Here is a 14,816-nt window from a genome sequence, read left to right on the forward strand (position 1 = left end):
TCTGTTCGGTTAGCTGGCTAGATTGGCTATACGCAGTATGTAACCAGGAGGTATGCCGTGTCGATTCGCCATTCATTGCTTGCGCTTCTCCAGGAGCGTCCTAGGTACGGCTACGAATTGCGCCTTGAATTTGAAGAGCGGACCGGGGTAACTTGGCCTTTGAATATTGGTCAGGTCTATACAACTTTGGACCGGTTAGAGCGCGATGGACTGATCGTCAAAGACGGTGACGACGGCGAGGGCCACGTGATCTATAGCATCACGGTGACCGGCGGTACCGAAGTTGACGAATGGTTCAAACAGCCAGTGGAGCGAAGTAATCCGCCGCGTAACGAGCTGGCTATCAAGCTCGCGCTCGCTGTCACTTTGCCAGGCGTCGACGTCGAAAATATCATTCAGGCGCAGCGAACCGCCTCAATGCGAGCACTGCAGGATTACACAAGAGTTCGACGCGAGTCCGCAGCAGCGGCAGCAGAGTCCGATATGGCTTGGCTTTTGGTTTTGGACTCCTTGATATTTGCCACTGAAGCAGAAGTCCGCTGGTTAGACCATTGCGAGTCTCGAGTAATTCGTCGGGCGGCAGCTAGCAAGCTTTCGGCTGGCAGGCAACGGAAGCCGCTGAAAGATGAGGTTCGACTGGAGGCTCAGCTATGAGCAACCAGGTTCTGCAGCTTCAGGGAGTTAGCAGAAATTTCGGGGCCGGTGCCACCGCAATAGCGGCATTACGCGAATTGAATTTGACCGTGCATGCGACGGAATTTGTTGCAGTTATGGGCCCATCAGGTTCCGGAAAATCATCGCTCTTGGCAATTGCCGGGGGCCTGGATCAGCCCAGCGCAGGTCAGGTTTTCGTTGAAAACACGCCGCTTAACGGTTTGGGTATGAACGAGTTGGCGCGGTTAAGTCGTCGCGCTGTTGGCTATGTATTTCAGGATTTCAACTTAGTTCCTACGCTTACGGCAGTAGAAAATGTTGCACTTCCTCGCGAATTGGACGGAATTCCCAGCGGAAAAGCGCAAAGCCAGGCAATGGATGCGCTCCGTCGAGTAGGCATTCCTGAAGTCGCGGAACGGTATATGGATGAGATGTCCGGTGGCCAGCAGCAACGCGTGGCGATCGCTCGCGCCATTGTGGGGGAGCAACGATTGATCCTTGCCGACGAGCCAACGGGCGCGCTCGACTCGGCTAGCGGCGATGGCATTCTGGAGGTGCTTCGTGCTCAAGCCGACGCCGGAGCTGCCGTTGTGTTGGTGACCCATGAGGCTAGGCATGCAGCTTGGGCCGACCGGGTAGTCTTTTTGCGTGATGGCAGAGTCGTGGACCAATCAGTATCGCAAAATGATCCAACGATGTTGCTTGCTTCTGCGTTGTACAGTGACTGACTTAAGCCTCGCCACAGATGTTGTCTATGCACTCTGATTTAGATTCCAAAACATTTGACCTTGCCCCGGTGAAGGCTGGCCGTTGGCGGCAATATCGACTTGCGATGCGACTGGCTTGGCGGGATATGTCGCAGACATCGTGGGCGATCGATCTTAATAGTGCTGCTTATTCTGATGCCGTCGTTTGGGCTGAGCGCGGCCGCTACATTCGGGCAGAGCCTGCTGCCGAATACTGAAGAAACTATCGCTACGCAACTCGGGCATACCCAGGCAAAGTTCATCAACGCCTCGGCGCCCGGTTCTGACTTTGGGCAGAGCCCAATATCCGACTGGGCTTTCTACAACCCTGGACCGAATTTAAACGGAAATCTCGTTGATCTCAAGACGATTATTCCGCAGAACTATCGACTGCTCAGCTGGCGGCAAAACTTCATCAACGTAGCAGGTTTTGACACCACCAACCGCGTAGACGTCATTGAATCTGACGTGTTGGATCCAGCGTTTTATGGCAAGTACTCGCTTTTGGGCGGTCGAGCTGCCGCCGCGGCGGATGAGGTCTTGGCCTCCCCAGGCTTACTAGCAGCTTTGAATGCCACTGAGGGTCAGCGAATCAGCACAGATCTTGGTGATTTCACCGTTGTGGGAACTGTGCGGGACAGCAAAACGGGTGATTCATCGCTGACTCTCTATTTACGCCCTGGGCAGTTATCAGCAGGCCAGCTATCTCCTGATCAGGCTCAGGCCGGGTTTGTCGGCCCGCCGTCCTACTTTGCCGTCGGTGATCAACCCATCAGCTGGGAACAAATAAAACAGTTCAATAAAAGTGGCGTCGCGGTGCCCTCCCGATCGGTCATCCAAAATCCACCGGCCGGTGTGCCAGATAACAACGGACCCTACAGTTCGCAGGAGTCTTCCTATTGGACTGGCGCTTTGGTGGGAGTATTGGCCCTTTTAGAGGTGGGACTGTTGGCGGGCGCAGCCTTCGCCGTAGGTGCAAAAAAGCAACAACGGGAGCTCGCGCTATTGGCGGCCTCCGGTGCAGAGTCGGCCACGCTCAGAGCTATCATCATCGCAAACGCTGTCTGGCTTGGGTTGATTGCCGGGGTTGTTGGCGCCGCGAGCGGTTTGGCTTCGGCTCTATTGCTCGTCGGATATTTTCGTTCAGTAGGTCGGGGCGGGTTTTATGGACAACATCCGAACTTCTGGATTGCGGGCGCAGTAGTTTTAGTAGCGTTAATCGCCTCTTTGGCAGCGGCATCGATTCCTGCACGGGCAGTGGCAAAACAGGCAACGCTAGCTGCGCTGCGCGGTGGCCGAAGCGTGGTTGCGCACCGCCGATGGCCAACGGTGGTGGGATTGATCGCCATTGGCTTAGGGCTTGCCGCGACGGTAACCGGCGCAGTTGTTGGCTATTTTGAGCGCCACAACGATCCAAGATTTGTGCCACTCTACCCATATTTCATCATTGGTGGGGAGGTTGTTGGTGTTTTAGGCACGGTATTAATCCTGGGCCGTATTGTCGATTTTATGGGCCGCAGGATCGGTCGGTTGCCGCTCATCTGGCGTCTGGCAGCGCGTGATTCAGCACGAAATCGCAGCCGAACGGTTCCAGCCGTTGCTGCGGTACTTGCGGCCTCAGCACTCGCTGGCGCAGTTGTGGTTGGCGGCGGTAGCGGACTTGAATCAACCACGCAAAATTACTCGTGGTCGGTAAATATTGGCCAGGCAAACTTTTCGCTTTCAACGACGGTGTCCAAAAATACCGCAGACGGGACTGAGACTTCGATAGTCAAGTTCAGCCCCGAGCAATACCTGACAAAGCTCAAGGATGCTAGCCAGATTCCAACAGAACACTGGGTGCTTCGCGGCGAGGCTAATGATGAATGCCATTTGACCTCTTCAAAGACCGGAGATACCCAAGAGTCACAAACGCCTTGTCCTGAGCACTTCCTGATAGTTCCGCCGGAAAACCGGTGCCCGGTTGATCAGTTATGGGCGACGACTGGACCTCAATGATCGGCGTTGCATTCCCCATGGCTATGGAAGCTTCCCGCGTTTTATTGTTGGTGGTGCAGCTGAGTTGACGGCTGTTTTAGGCCATGCACCTAGCGCAGAGTCAGTTGAGATGCTCAATTCAGGTGGCGTGGTGGTACCTAATGCGTTGCTTCTCAACAATGGATTCGCTGACATTGGTCTTGGTGATTCACGTCAGCAAATAGGTCAATATGGCTATGACCTGCAATGGGCTAATTTTCCCGTGACGAGTAGCGTTCGGTGACCCGCCGCCGTCGAACAGCCAGAGCACTACCTTGGATACTCGGGGTTCGTCTCGGAACAGACTGCTGCTCGGCTCGGCTGGAAGATTATCGACTCCTCAGTCTTAGTGCAGTTTGGCCGGCAACCGACCGCACAGGAACTTGGCCAGATTCGAAGTGCCCTGGGCAAGTTGGACTCAGCAAAGTCCTATTTCGCCGTCGAGGCTGGCCCCAACTCCGCTTCAGGCATCTTTTTGTGGGGAATTATTGCTTTGGCCGGGCTAATTATTTTGAGTGCGGCTGGCGTGACAGTCGGATTGGCTCTAGCTGACGGTAAAGCGGATCAAGCGACCTTGGCCGGAGTTGGCGCAGATCCAAGAATTGCGAAAATCGTTGGCTGCTTTTCAAATGATGATCACGACAGTGATCGGAACTTTTCTAGGTCTAGTAGCTGGCATCATTCCCACGACTTTGATGATTTGGGTGATCGGCGCAATACAGGTTTCAATACCGTGGCTGCATTTGCTTGTTTTACTGATCGTGATGCCAATACTTGGCGCCGGCATTGCCTGGGTATTCACGCGCAGCCGTGTGCCGATGGAACGCCGCCGAACGCTGGTCTGAGCAGGGTTATTTGGCCTGCCTGAACAGACTTCGGATAATGAAAAAACTCCCTAACGCACAGAAGAGTAGTGCGCCGAGCATGTCCATCGCGTAGGCCGGCCAGAAATTTGGGTTTTGAAAGAGATTGTAGGTAAGCGTGCGCCAGAAATGGCGGCTGACAAAAGAGTCGAAGAAGCCAGAATTGGTGTATTTCATCATGTCGTACCAGATGCCGGCTAGGAATGCTAAAACCATCGTCACAACCGTCACGGTCAGAATTGACCAGACTCCGGGTTTGCTTAGCCGGCCCTTAGAGCCCAGGGTGTACAACTTGAAGGCACCGAAGCTCACTCCCAGCGACACCAATGATGCCATCCAGCCGAAGCTCCACAAAAATACCCAGAGAGCAATACCCGCCGGGATGATCAACATGGCGCAGAGTGTTCCTCGAACCACGCCGGAGTCCTGCTTACGAGGTGTCCCGCGTTGATGCTCTGGCACCGGCGGGGTCGAATAGAAGCCGTTGGCTTCAAGGAACGGATCTCGTTGACCATATTGTGGCCTGGCATCATCGAACGATTCAGGCATAGCGGACCCCTAAGACTTTACGAGTGATAAATTGCAGTTGATCTTCTCATAGACTTCACAGAATCACTAGTAATTTAAGTCGCTACTTGCATCTTTTGAATGAGGCCGCCCAGATAACGGAATTACTCGCCTAAGTGATCCACCAGCTGCTCGGCAATTCCGATGTATCGCCCTGGCGTCAGATCTTTGAGCCGCGCTTCAGCTTCCGCTGAAAGGCCAAGACCAGAAACGAATTCGCGCATTCTTGTTGCATCAACGCGTTGGCCTCGGGTCAGATCTTTGAGCCGTTCATAGGGGTCTTCCATGCCCGGAACGCCAGCAATAGCTTCGGCCCGCATAACGGTTTGTACGGCTTCGCCGAGGATCTCCCAGTTGTGATCCAGATCGTCCGCGAGAACTGCCTCGGCAGTGTTCAAGCGGCCAAGCCCGCCAAGGACGTTGCCAATAGCTAATACCGAGTGTCCAATAGCGACGCCGATATTTCGTTGGCTCGAGGAATCAGTAAGATCTCGCTGCCAGCGCGAGGTAATGAGCGTTGCGGCTAGGTTGTCTAGCAGGGCGGAGGAAATCTCCAAATTGGCTTCGGCATTCTCAAAACGGATTGGATTGACCTTGTGCGGCATCGTCGAGGAGCCAGTAGCTCCAGCGACCGGAATCTGCGTGAAGTAGCCAATTGAAATGTAGCTCCACACATCGGTACATAAGTTGTGCAGAATCCGGTTGAAGCGGGCAATGTCCGCGTACAACTCGGCCTGCCAGTCATGCGATTCAATCTGGGTAGTGAGCGGGTTCCAATCCAGTCCTAAGCCTTCCACGAAGCTCTGAGAGATGGCTTGCCAGTCGGTTTGCGGTGCCGCTGCGTAGTGCGCGGCGTAGGTTCCGGTGGCACCGTTGATTTTACCGAGGTATTCAGCTTTTTCGATGCGACGCAATTGGCGATCCAGCCGATGAGCCAGTACCGCAAGCTCTTTGCCAAGCGTAGTGGGGGTTGCCGGCTGGCCGTGGGTACGGGACAGCATTGGTACTGCTCGGTTGGCCTCCGCCATTTCATGCAGCTTGCCGCTCAGTCCGCGAGCGGCAGGCAGCCAAACGTTTTCTACTGCGCCCTTAATGCCCAGCGCGTAGGAAAGATTATTCATGTCTTCGCTCGTGCAGGCAAAATGCACCAGCGGCTTGAGCTGCTCGATGCCGATTCCGGCCAGTCGTCGACCGATGTAATACTCCACCGCTTTGACATCGTGGACGGTCACACGCTCGATCTCGGCAAGCTCAGTGACTGACTCGACGTCGAACTCATTCACGATTGAACGCAACTGATCCTTCTGCTCGCCACTTAGCTGACCAGCACCAGGCAATACGGCCTGATCAGTCAAATGAATAAGCCATTCGACTTCCACTGCGATCCGGTCTCGGTTGAGTGCTGCTTCGGAAAGGTAATCAACCAAGGGTGCAACGGCGGAGCGGTAACGTCCGTCGAGCGGTCCGAGCGCAATGGTGGTTTCGGCGAGGCTATAGCGCGAAGATGAGGCAGAAGGCATATTTCTATTCTAGCTTTTCGCCAACCAAGCCTCACGCCGAACAATTAAAGCGGAGGCCATGGTGGTTCAGCGTCGCGTTCTGACTCAGCGGTCTGCAGAACTAGAGCGCCGGTTTATCCCGGTAACCCCGCTGCCAATCATCGACAACACACTAATGATCAGTGCCGCCCAAATCGCGGTCCAGAAGAACGAATCGATCGTAAAGTGCACGGGTCTGAAGCTGCTAAGCCACGAGGTCAGCCAAAGCATTGCGGCATTGATGATCACGGTGAATAGACCCAATGTCAGAAAAGTCACTGTCCAGGAGACCAGTTTAACCAGCGGTTTGATGAGCGCATTGACGATGCCAAAGATCAGTCCGATGAACAGGAAGGCCAATACCGAAGCAAAAGTATTGTTCCCTTGCGCTACATTCATGGTCCCTTCGGTGCTGATCTGTAGCCCGCGCAGAACCCAGCTGGCAATCCAGAGAGCGAGTGTGCTGATGACAACGCGGACGAGGAATCTTGAATCGCCCCGGTGTGTCCGGAGGGTTTCTCAGACGATGAGCCTGTCGGCGGCTGCCGTGCTCTGGTAGTGATTGTAGTAGTGGTTTTCTAGCTCTACTGGTGGGATGTCTCCGCAGTACTGGTAGAGCCTTCGGTGGTTGTACCAATCGACCCATTCAGCGGTGCCGATTTCGACTTCTTCTAGAGTCCGCCAGGGCTTGCCGGGTTTGATCAGCTCGGTCTTATAAAGCCCGTTGATGGTTTCCGCCAAGACGTTGTCGTAACTATCACCCACAGAACCGATCGAGGGGCGGATACCGGCCTGGGCCAGGCGTTCGGTGAAGGCCAAGGAGGCGTATTGAGCCCCGGCATCGTGATGATGAATCACCCCGGAAATCTCAGCCCCGGCCCGTTCACGACTCCAGATTGCCTGATTAACTGCGTTGAGCACTAGCACGGTGTTCATAGAAGCACTCGCTGACCAGCCCAGGATCCTCCGAGAGTAAGCATCGATCACGAAGGCAACATAGACCCACCCGGACCAGGTCGAAACATAGGTGAAATCAGCTACCCATAGCCGATCCGGTGCCGTTGGTGTGAAATCACGGCGGACCAAGTCCTTCGCTCGGGCCGCCTTCGAGTCTTTGATCGTGGTGCGTTTGACCTTGCCACGGACCGCACCCTGTATGCCAAGTAACCCCATGAGCCGTTCTACCGTGCACCTGGCCACCGGCACACCTTCACGGTTCATCGCCAACCAGACTTTCCTGGTGCCGTACACCCCGTAATTAGCGGCATACACCTTCTGGATCACGGGCTTGAGCACCTCATCACGTTGTTCTCGGTGAGATCGTGTTTTATCCACCCATTCGTAGTACGTGGACGGGGTGGTCTTCACCCCGTCCCAGTAAGCACCTGGCAGATCGACTCGACACCCCACCGCAATCCATTATTCTCGCGGTGACCGGCATGGTCCTTGATGTATTTCACGATCAGTGTTGTGGCGGTCGAGTTCGACCGCGAAAAAAGCTGAAGCACTCCGAAGGATCGCGTTCGCCCGTTTCAGCTCAGCGTTCTCACGCCGTAACCGTTTCAGCTCAGCGTTCTCACGCCGTAACCGTTTCAGCTCGGCCGATTCCGTGCTCGTTGTTCCAGTTCTAGTACCAACATCGATCTCGGCTTGCCGGACCCATTTACGCACCGTTTCCGGCACACCCACACCCAAAAGCTGGGCAACTTTTTGCATCGCCGCCCACTCCGAAGACGCACCCTCCATCTCCGCAACCATGCGCACCGTACGATCCTTCAACTCCTGCGGATACCGTGTCGTAGTCTTCCCTGCCATGTCCTGATCCTCTCAAACAAGAAAGTCTCCGGACACACCGGGGCGATTCACTTCGGCTTGCTTTTGATCTGCCCAGATCTGAAAGTAATGCAGTCCGCGCAGGCTCCGTATTCGCCAGATACCTTGTCGCTGTTTGAGCTCTTGATCAGTGGGAGCCGAACCGTCTTGATCAATAACGGTTTGCCAACGTTGAATGACTGGGCGCAAGAAATCCGGGTCGTGTTGGCGCGCACATTCGGCAAGGCTTGATTCCATCGCGAGCGCGGTGTCTTCGTCCGCGCGAAGTTTAGCCTCGCCTAGTGCTCGAATTGATGAGACTAGGGCTTCGCCGCCCACCTCGCTGAGCTGTGCGACTTTGGCCAATTCAGGATATTTCGGGGGCAGCAATGATCCACACAACGAGATTCGATGCAGGAGTGCTTCGCCCACCAGCAATCGGCGTTTTGCCGCCGATTTACTGATCCGAAGCCGCTGCTGCAGGAATTCTGCAGCATTCCGGAACTGGGACCGGGCAGGTATCACTGCTTCGGCATCGACTGGTTGATTTGGATTGACGGCTTGCTTTGAATCGACGGAAAAATGTCGATCCTGAAGGGTAACTGCGGCGGCGGCCTGCGCCATTTCTATTGCTTGAGAAATTCGTTCCAGGGAATCCAGAGAGCTGAGCAGCGACGGAGCATCCAGCAAAGAAAAGCCCGAAAACAATGATGGCAGCGCCGCAACCAAAGCCGACTCCATCTCATGGAAATCTAACTTTGCCATATCAGATAGAAGGAATGTTCCCATAATGCAATGTTATGAGAATAAAAATACGAAAACAAGTAAAAGGCATTTTTTTGGGACATCCTCATCCGCCCAGAAAGAAGATTCACCCGATATGATTTTCATTGATAGCGTCTAGGGTTCCGGTGCTGAGTTGCTGAAGTACGGCATGACTGGTCCGAGCGTCGCCACCAAGCCCTAAAGAACGGGCTTGGTCATCTCAAAGGACAAAAGCCTGGAGGATCCCTCACTGGTGCTCCCGTCGCCAGTTAGAAGTGGACCCTCATGCTTGCGTTGATCTTGATCTTTTTACTGGGCCTAGTCGCGGGAGTGCTCAGCGGCATTGTTGGTACCGGCTCCTCGATGGTGATGTTGCCAGTTCTGGTGATGCTTTACGGCCCGCGAATGGCAGTGCCGATGATGGGGATTGCCGCTGTGCTGGGCAATCTCGGTCGCGTTATCACCTGGTGGCGAGAGATTCTGGCGCCCGGTGCTGGCATACTCCCTGCCAGGTATTCCGGCCGCGGCGCTAGGCGCGAATACTTTGTTAGCGATTCCACCGGCAGTAATCGAGATCAGTCTTGCTGGATTCTTTCTCGCGATGATTCCTTTACGACGGCTTTCCCGTCGAAAACACTTCCAGGTCCGTTTGTACCAGTTGGCAATTGCCGGTGCCGTAGTTGGGTTTCTCACCGGCCTGGTGCTTTCGACTGGGCCGTTGAGCGTACCAATCTTCACCGGGTACGGGCTCAATGGCGGCTCATTCCTTGGCGCGGAAGCGGCTAGCGCTTTATTGCTGTACGCCAGCAAGCTGGCTGCTTTTGGCGTGGCAGGTGCCTTGTCGCCCACCATAGTTGTCACTGGTCTGAGTATTGGTGTGGCATTATTCCTAGGCTCATTGTTAGCGCGCAAGCTTGTGCGGCGGATACCGCTCCGAACGTACGAGGTTCTGATTGACGCGGTTCTCTTCATCGGGGCCTTGGGCATGCTTATTGGACTGCTGTGAGCCGGGAGCGCTTCCGATTGCGGGATACTGGAGCTATGTCCGCAAGCAATAACGCATCGCGTCGGGTAGTCATTCTCGGCTCTACCGGCTCTATCGGCACGCAGGCCCTGGACGTCATCGGTCGCAGCTTCACTGACGATGGCCAGCCCCTGTTCGACGTCGTTGGGCTGAGCGCTGGCGGTGCAAACCTTGAGCTGCTTGCTGAGCAAGCAGCAATTGTCCGACCCTTGGCGATTGGCATCGCGCACGGCGATCCAGCAGTTTTGGCGCAAGCAATCGCAAGCCTGGCTCCCGGTTACGCACCGCAGATCGAGTCTGGGCCAACGGCAGCGAGCCTGATCGCGGCCCTTGACGCCGACGTCGTACTGAATGGAATTACCGGATCGATTGGCCTCGCGCCCACGCTTGCGGCGCTTAAAGCTGGCAGCACGCTTGCGCTGGCGAATAAAGAATCACTGATCGTGGGCGGCCAGCTGGTCAAAGATGCAGCCAGTGCGGGCCAACTAGTCCCGGTTGACTCGGAGCATTCCGCCATCGCGCAATGCCTCAGAGCCGGTAACAAACTCGATGTAGACAAGCTGATTCTCACTGCTTCTGGCGGCCCATTTCGTGGTCGGAAGCTTCATGAATTATTGGGAATCACACCGGCCGAAGCGCTCAATCATCCCACATGGGACATGGGGCTTATGGTCACAACCAACTCGGCAACCTTGGTCAACAAGGGCTTGGAAGCAATCGAGGCGCACCTGCTGTTCGACATTCCGCTAGACAAGATTGAAGTGGTGGTGCACCCGCAATCGGTAGTGCACTCAATGGTGCAATTTGTGGATGGCTCGACGATTGCTCAGGTTTCACCGCCGGATATGCGCTTGCCGATTGCGTTGGGTCTGGCCTGGCCAGAACGGGTAGAACACGCAATTCAACCGTGCGATTGGACCAAAGCGACGCAGTTGACCTTTGAGCCGCTCGACGCGATCGCTTTCCCTGCGGTTGATTTAGCGAAAGATGCTGCAAAGCAGGGCGGCACTCATCCTGCGGTTTTTAACGCGGCTAACGAAGAAGCAGTGCTGGCCTTTCACGATGGTCGGATTAGTTTCCTTGACATTGTGGACACGGTACAAAAGGTGCTCAGCGAACATTCAGCTGACGCAACGCTCAGTCTTGCGGCGGTGCTGGATGCTGAAAGCTGGGCACGAACGCGAACCCGCGAACGTTTAGCTCAACTGAGCGAATAGTTGAATGGCAGGATTGTGAAGTTGAGTAGGAAAGACATGGGCGAAGAACTGTGACGGTATTGCTTTTCATTCTGGGTGTGCTTTTTGTGGCAATCGGCATTGTGGTGTCAATTGCTCTGCACGAAGTTGGCCATCTGGTGCCCGCGAAGTTATTCAAAGTGCGCGTTACTCGCTACATGATCGGCTTTGGACCAACCATTTGGTCGAAGAAAAAGGGTGAGACTGAATACGGCATTAAGGCGATCCCCGCTGGTGGATACGTCGCCATGATCGGTATGTATCCGCCAAACAAAGTTGATGGCAGTGTTCGTCCTTCAAGCACTGGGCTTTTGCAGACTTTGGCCGAATCTCGGGGCGATAAGGTCAAGACCGGACGTTTTGAAAAGCTCGCCACTGAGGCCAGAGCGATCGCCCATGAAGAAGTAGGTCCGGAGGACCAGGATCGAGTTTTTTACAAACTCCCGGTCTGGAAAAAGATCATCATCATGCTGGGTGGGCCAGCGATGAATTTTGTTATTGCGATTGTGCTGATCGGCGTTGTGTTGATGGGTTTCGGCGTCGCGCAGCCAATAACGACTTTGGCTGAGGTCAACGCCTGCCAGGTCAAATACGGCGAGAAGCCGCCAGCTGATCTCAGCAATTGCACACCTACTCCGGCCGCCGCCGCTGGGCTCAAACCGGGGGATAAGATTGTCAGTTTTGATGGCAAGCAGCCGTCCAGCTGGGACGAATTGACTTCGTGGATTAAGGGCGACGCCGGGCGAAGCGTGTCGGTAACCGTGCAGCGTGGTGCTGAGACATTGTCGTTGTCGATCACCCCGGTGCTGAGCGCGCGACCAGTGGTGACCGCCGCTGGCACGGCGCAAAAGGATGCCGCTGGCAATGTGGAAACTCAAGAAGTTGGTTTCGTTGGCATTAGTCCAACAAGCGCCAATGTTCAGCAGCCGATCACCGCCGTGCTGCCCGCCGTCGGAGATAATATTGCTTCGGTGGCTGGCGTGGTACTGAACCTGCCGCAACGGCTGGTAGCGGTAGCCCAAGCCGCCTTTAGCTCTGCGCCACGCGACCCTAATGGCCCAGTATCGGTCGTTGGTGTTGGCCGAGTTGCCGGTGAGTTCGCTGCAATGGAGGAAGTTCCGCTTAGCGCACGTGTCTCCGCGCTTATTAGCTTGGTCGCTGGCGTCAACATTGCGCTGGGTTTTTTCAACCTGATTCCCTTATTGCCTCTTGATGGTGGGCATGTGCTTGGCGCGGTTTATGAAGCAGTTCGACGCCGGGTAGCGAAACTCTTCAAGCGCAAGGATCCTGGCCCTTTCGACATTGCCAAGCTTTTACCGCTTACCTACGTAGTGGCCTGCGTAATGTTAGTGATGAGCGCGCTTTTGATCTATGCGGACATCGTGAAACCGGTCAATATTTTCGGCTAAATTTCGCGGCGTCGACAGATTTCTTGAACAACCGTTTACGGTTGATACATGTTTGTGCTTTCGACCCTGAGTCCAGATCTAACTACCGCCGAGGTGTTGCGGGCCAAATTCGCCGCATCGGGGCAGCTGAGGCCAATAGATCCGACGCTTGAAATAGCAGCGGTATCTGCTGAAGTTATCGGCAGGACTGAGGATGCCCTTGAAGCGGTTGCCCTGGCTTTGCTGGCTTTGCGTGCGGATGGCAGCGTCGGTGTGGGGTTAGCGAATGAGGTGCGCTCCGGTGTCGAGCTGGCCCGTCAAGGTGCCCATGATCGCAAACGATCGGTCCGTCATGTTCCACTGCGCGTGCTCGGGGCGGTTCCCAGCCAAAATGTTGACGCGGCGCAGGCGGTTTTGCGCCTTGTCGGCAGGATCGTTGTTAATCGTAGCCAGGCCGAATGGCGGGTGCTTGATGAGCTCACGCCAGGCGTGCGTGGTAGCCAAGGACCAATTGCACAAGCGCTAGGTATTAGTTCGCAGGCGGTGAGTAAGGCTATTGCTCGCGCTGGTTGGGTCGAAGAGTGGGACGGTCGCCGAGCCGCCGCACTGTTGTTGAATGCTGCGCGGCAGGCCGTGCGCGATTGGTCCTGAGTCGTTGATTGGCTATCACAACAGCTTGCACACCGACGTATCAATGGAAAAACGTTGAAATCTATAGTTGCAACGGAATATCATTGCAAAATGTACGTAGTGACGATCGACCAACAACACAGCCGCCGGAGCCCGGATCGGGTACCTGAGCTTTTACATATGTTGCAGGTGGTGCCAACAACATTGAGCTTTGAACGCACGGTGGGGGACGAAGTTCAAGGTCTTATCGGGAGCGCTGACGCCGTAGCGGAAGCTGTTTTGATCGCAGTTCGTGCAACAGAATGGTCAATCGGCATCGGCTTGGGTGCCGTGGATAAACCGTTGCCTGAATCCAGCAGAGCAGCCGTCGGCTCAGCCTTTATCGCCGCGCGGGAAGCGGTTGAATCGGCGAAACGGCGCGGTTCTCGCTTGCCGTTGGCCTTAGTGAGTTCGACGTCGAAGCTCAGCCCGGTGGCGAGCAATAAAGCAGTTGCCGCAGCGGCTGAAGCAGAGGCGGTGCTTGTGCTCCTGGGTCAATTGATCGCTGCTCGCAGCGCAACACAATGGCGGGTGCTGGATCAAATGCAGCGAACTCCGCTGGCGCCGCTGACCAAAATTGCTGACGCGCTCAGCACTAGCCATCAGGCAGTTAGCGCGACTTTATTGCGGGCAAATCGGCAAGAGGAGCTAGCAGCTCGACCCGCAGCGGCAACCTTGCTTGATCGCGCGCTGGAGGTGGCGCTCGGGCTAAACGTCCTCGACACGCTCTAGGCTGGTCGTATGACCGTGCTCATCATTGTTACCGCAGTGCTCGTCGCCGCGCTCTTAGGCTGGCCGCTCACTGCGTTGGTGCTCAAATTAGCGCGCAAAGTTGACCCTGCGCCTGTGGACGTCGAAACCACCGCAGGCGAGGCGGACGCCGAAACAGCGCCGAGCAAGCCAAAACCCGATTCGTCCGCTTCAACTAAAGTGCTTCGTGGCGGTCTCACGATCGGTATTTTGGAGCGGATCGCCGTGGTGCTCTGCATCGCTTTTGATCAGCCTGTTGCTATTGCCTATAAGTTGTTGCAGTCAAAGGGCTGGGTAGGTATCCGGAGCTCAAAGACACGCCGGCCGCGAGTGAGCGATTCATTATTGGCACGCTGGCTTCATTGATTTGGGCAGCAGTTATTGGCGTTCTTGCTCGATGGCTCATTGGTCGGCTGTGAGCATCTCAATCAAGTCAGTAGGCTAGTGGCATGACTGTTTATGCCGTGGAATATGCCTATGATCCAGACCTCGCAGATCTGCGCGCTGAACACCGTCCGGCGCATCGGGAATGGCTCGGCAAGATGGTGGAGCAAGGCGTGCTACTTACTTCTGGGCCGTATTTAGACGGAAGCGGTGGTCTATTCGCTTTCGTTGCAGAGGACGAAGCGGCTTTGCACGCGGTCTTGGCGCAGGACCCTTTTATTATTCATAGCTCAGTAGCCGGGACGAAGATCACAGCCTGGAATCCGGTGTCCGGGTTGCTGAAGGAATACTCTCAGGGCTGACTAAGCTTATAATAATGTGGTGCGTCTTCCGGCAACCGCCGGA

17 protein-coding genes and 2 pseudogenes are annotated in these 14,816 nt (G+C 55.3%); 14 read left to right on the forward strand and 5 right to left on the reverse strand.

The genetic code is table 11. The annotated features are described in order from the left end of the window. The first annotated feature begins 57 nt into the window (after positions 1-57). The 6 genes from RSAL33209_RS02615 (at position 58) to RSAL33209_RS17395 (ending at position 4,261) form a co-directional block, all read left to right on the forward strand. Entirely contained in the window at positions 58-654 is a 597-nt protein-coding gene (locus RSAL33209_RS02615; protein ID WP_012244070.1) for a PadR family transcriptional regulator, read from the forward strand. Continuing rightward, complete coding sequence (locus RSAL33209_RS02620; protein ID WP_012244071.1) at positions 651-1,382, forward strand: ABC transporter ATP-binding protein; 732 nt, start codon at positions 651-653, stop codon at positions 1,380-1,382. The genes RSAL33209_RS02615 and RSAL33209_RS02620 overlap by 4 nt, the downstream gene beginning before the upstream one ends. Before the next feature lie 26 nt (positions 1,383-1,408). Then, the gene (locus RSAL33209_RS17730) at positions 1,409-1,618 is read left to right on the forward strand and encodes a hypothetical protein (protein WP_158541124.1); all 210 of its coding nucleotides are present in this window, start codon (positions 1,409-1,411) and stop codon (positions 1,616-1,618) included. After that, the gene (locus RSAL33209_RS02625; RefSeq protein WP_158541125.1) at positions 1,557-3,398 is read left to right on the forward strand and encodes an FtsX-like permease family protein; all 1,842 of its coding nucleotides are present in this window, start codon (positions 1,557-1,559) and stop codon (positions 3,396-3,398) included. The genes RSAL33209_RS17730 and RSAL33209_RS02625 overlap by 62 nt, the downstream gene beginning before the upstream one ends. A gap of 64 nt (positions 3,399-3,462) precedes the next feature. After that, positions 3,463-3,660 carry a hypothetical protein gene (locus tag RSAL33209_RS17390; protein ID WP_012244074.1) on the forward strand — a complete coding sequence of 66 codons (198 nt, stop codon included), beginning with the start codon at positions 3,463-3,465 and terminating at the stop codon, positions 3,658-3,660. 388 nt (positions 3,661-4,048) lie between these two features. Beyond that, entirely contained in the window at positions 4,049-4,261 is a 213-nt protein-coding gene (locus tag RSAL33209_RS17395) for a hypothetical protein (protein ID WP_145962030.1), read from the forward strand. Positions 4,262-4,267: 6 nt separating this feature from the next. Here RSAL33209_RS17395 and RSAL33209_RS02635 read toward each other — a convergent pair whose 3' ends face one another. The 5 genes and pseudogenes from RSAL33209_RS02635 to RSAL33209_RS02660 all read right to left on the reverse strand — a co-directional run bounded on the left by RSAL33209_RS02635 (position 4,268) and on the right by RSAL33209_RS02660 (position 8,985). Then, positions 4,268-4,828 (reverse strand): hypothetical protein, encoded by a 561-nt coding sequence (locus RSAL33209_RS02635; RefSeq protein WP_012244076.1) that lies wholly within the window; start codon positions 4,826-4,828, stop codon positions 4,268-4,270. A gap of 122 nt (positions 4,829-4,950) precedes the next feature. Next, on the reverse strand, positions 4,951-6,366 hold the full coding sequence (gene purB, locus RSAL33209_RS02640) for an adenylosuccinate lyase (RefSeq protein ID WP_012244077.1): 1,416 nt from the start codon (positions 6,364-6,366) through the stop codon (positions 4,951-4,953). An 84-nt stretch (positions 6,367-6,450) separates the two neighbouring features. Then, a complete protein-coding gene (locus RSAL33209_RS02645; RefSeq protein WP_041684330.1) occupies positions 6,451-6,852 on the reverse strand; it encodes a phage holin family protein in 402 nt (133 codons plus the stop codon). Between the two features lie 51 nt (positions 6,853-6,903). Then, a pseudogene (locus RSAL33209_RS16845) lies at positions 6,904-8,199 on the reverse strand (IS3 family transposase). Between the two features lie 12 nt (positions 8,200-8,211). Then, positions 8,212-8,985: a DUF222 domain-containing protein gene (locus tag RSAL33209_RS02660; protein ID WP_012244080.1), complete on the reverse strand. Its 774-nt coding sequence runs from the start codon at positions 8,983-8,985 to the stop codon at positions 8,212-8,214. A 261-nt stretch (positions 8,986-9,246) separates the two neighbouring features. Between RSAL33209_RS02660 and RSAL33209_RS19930 the strand changes: the two are divergent. The 8 genes and pseudogenes from RSAL33209_RS19930 to RSAL33209_RS02695 all read left to right on the forward strand — a co-directional run. Further along, positions 9,247-9,426: pseudogene (locus tag RSAL33209_RS19930) on the forward strand (hypothetical protein); the annotation flags it as partial. 25 nt (positions 9,427-9,451) lie between these two features. Further along, positions 9,452-9,967 carry a sulfite exporter TauE/SafE family protein gene (locus RSAL33209_RS02665; RefSeq protein ID WP_199533191.1) on the forward strand — a complete coding sequence of 172 codons (516 nt, stop codon included), beginning with the start codon at positions 9,452-9,454 and terminating at the stop codon, positions 9,965-9,967. 35 nt (positions 9,968-10,002) lie between these two features. Beyond that, positions 10,003-11,202 carry a 1-deoxy-D-xylulose-5-phosphate reductoisomerase gene (dxr, locus tag RSAL33209_RS02670; protein ID WP_041684333.1) on the forward strand — a complete coding sequence of 400 codons (1,200 nt, stop codon included), beginning with the start codon at positions 10,003-10,005 and terminating at the stop codon, positions 11,200-11,202. 50 nt (positions 11,203-11,252) lie between these two features. Further along, positions 11,253-12,629 carry a M50 family metallopeptidase gene (locus RSAL33209_RS02675; protein ID WP_012244083.1) on the forward strand — a complete coding sequence of 459 codons (1,377 nt, stop codon included), beginning with the start codon at positions 11,253-11,255 and terminating at the stop codon, positions 12,627-12,629. Positions 12,630-12,677: 48 nt separating this feature from the next. Continuing rightward, positions 12,678-13,259: a MarR family transcriptional regulator gene (locus RSAL33209_RS02680; protein ID WP_012244084.1), complete on the forward strand. Its 582-nt coding sequence runs from the start codon at positions 12,678-12,680 to the stop codon at positions 13,257-13,259. A gap of 90 nt (positions 13,260-13,349) precedes the next feature. Next, on the forward strand, positions 13,350-14,009 hold the full coding sequence (locus RSAL33209_RS02685; RefSeq protein ID WP_041684334.1) for a hypothetical protein: 660 nt from the start codon (positions 13,350-13,352) through the stop codon (positions 14,007-14,009). A 9-nt stretch (positions 14,010-14,018) separates the two neighbouring features. Further along, entirely contained in the window at positions 14,019-14,393 is a 375-nt protein-coding gene (locus RSAL33209_RS02690; RefSeq protein ID WP_012244086.1) for a hypothetical protein, read from the forward strand. 83 nt (positions 14,394-14,476) lie between these two features. Next, a complete protein-coding gene (locus RSAL33209_RS02695) occupies positions 14,477-14,773 on the forward strand; it encodes a YciI family protein (RefSeq protein ID WP_012244087.1) in 297 nt (98 codons plus the stop codon). Positions 14,774-14,816 lie beyond the last annotated feature (43 nt).

The organism is Renibacterium salmoninarum ATCC 33209 (genome assembly GCF_000018885.1).
In the GTDB taxonomy this organism is placed as follows: Bacteria; Actinomycetota; Actinomycetes; order Actinomycetales; family Micrococcaceae; genus Renibacterium; species Renibacterium salmoninarum.

Bases quoted from the DNA above. Each gene is read 5' to 3' on its own strand.
- RSAL33209_RS02620 (WP_012244071.1), top strand. From the start codon at position 651: ATGAGCAACCAGGTTCTGCAGCTTCAGGGAGTTAGCAGAAATTTCGGG.
- RSAL33209_RS17730 (WP_158541124.1), top strand. From the start codon at position 1,409: ATGCACTCTGATTTAGATTCCAAAACATTTGACCTTGCCCCGGTGAAG.
- RSAL33209_RS02625 (WP_158541125.1), top strand. From the start codon at position 1,557: ATGCCGTCGTTTGGGCTGAGCGCGGCCGCTACATTCGGGCAGAGCCTG.
- RSAL33209_RS17395 (WP_145962030.1), top strand. From the start codon at position 4,049: ATGATCACGACAGTGATCGGAACTTTTCTAGGTCTAGTAGCTGGCATC.
- RSAL33209_RS02635 (WP_012244076.1), bottom strand. From the start codon at position 4,828: ATGCCTGAATCGTTCGATGATGCCAGGCCACAATATGGTCAACGAGAT.
- purB (WP_012244077.1), bottom strand. From the start codon at position 6,366: ATGCCTTCTGCCTCATCTTCGCGCTATAGCCTCGCCGAAACCACCATT.
- RSAL33209_RS02660 (WP_012244080.1), bottom strand. From the start codon at position 8,985: ATGGGAACATTCCTTCTATCTGATATGGCAAAGTTAGATTTCCATGAG.
- dxr (WP_041684333.1), top strand. From the start codon at position 10,003: ATGTCCGCAAGCAATAACGCATCGCGTCGGGTAGTCATTCTCGGCTCT.
- RSAL33209_RS02680 (WP_012244084.1), top strand. From the start codon at position 12,678: ATGTTTGTGCTTTCGACCCTGAGTCCAGATCTAACTACCGCCGAGGTG.
- RSAL33209_RS02685 (WP_041684334.1), top strand. From the start codon at position 13,350: ATGTACGTAGTGACGATCGACCAACAACACAGCCGCCGGAGCCCGGAT.
- RSAL33209_RS02690 (WP_012244086.1), top strand. From the start codon at position 14,019: ATGACCGTGCTCATCATTGTTACCGCAGTGCTCGTCGCCGCGCTCTTA.
- RSAL33209_RS02695 (WP_012244087.1), top strand. From the start codon at position 14,477: ATGACTGTTTATGCCGTGGAATATGCCTATGATCCAGACCTCGCAGAT.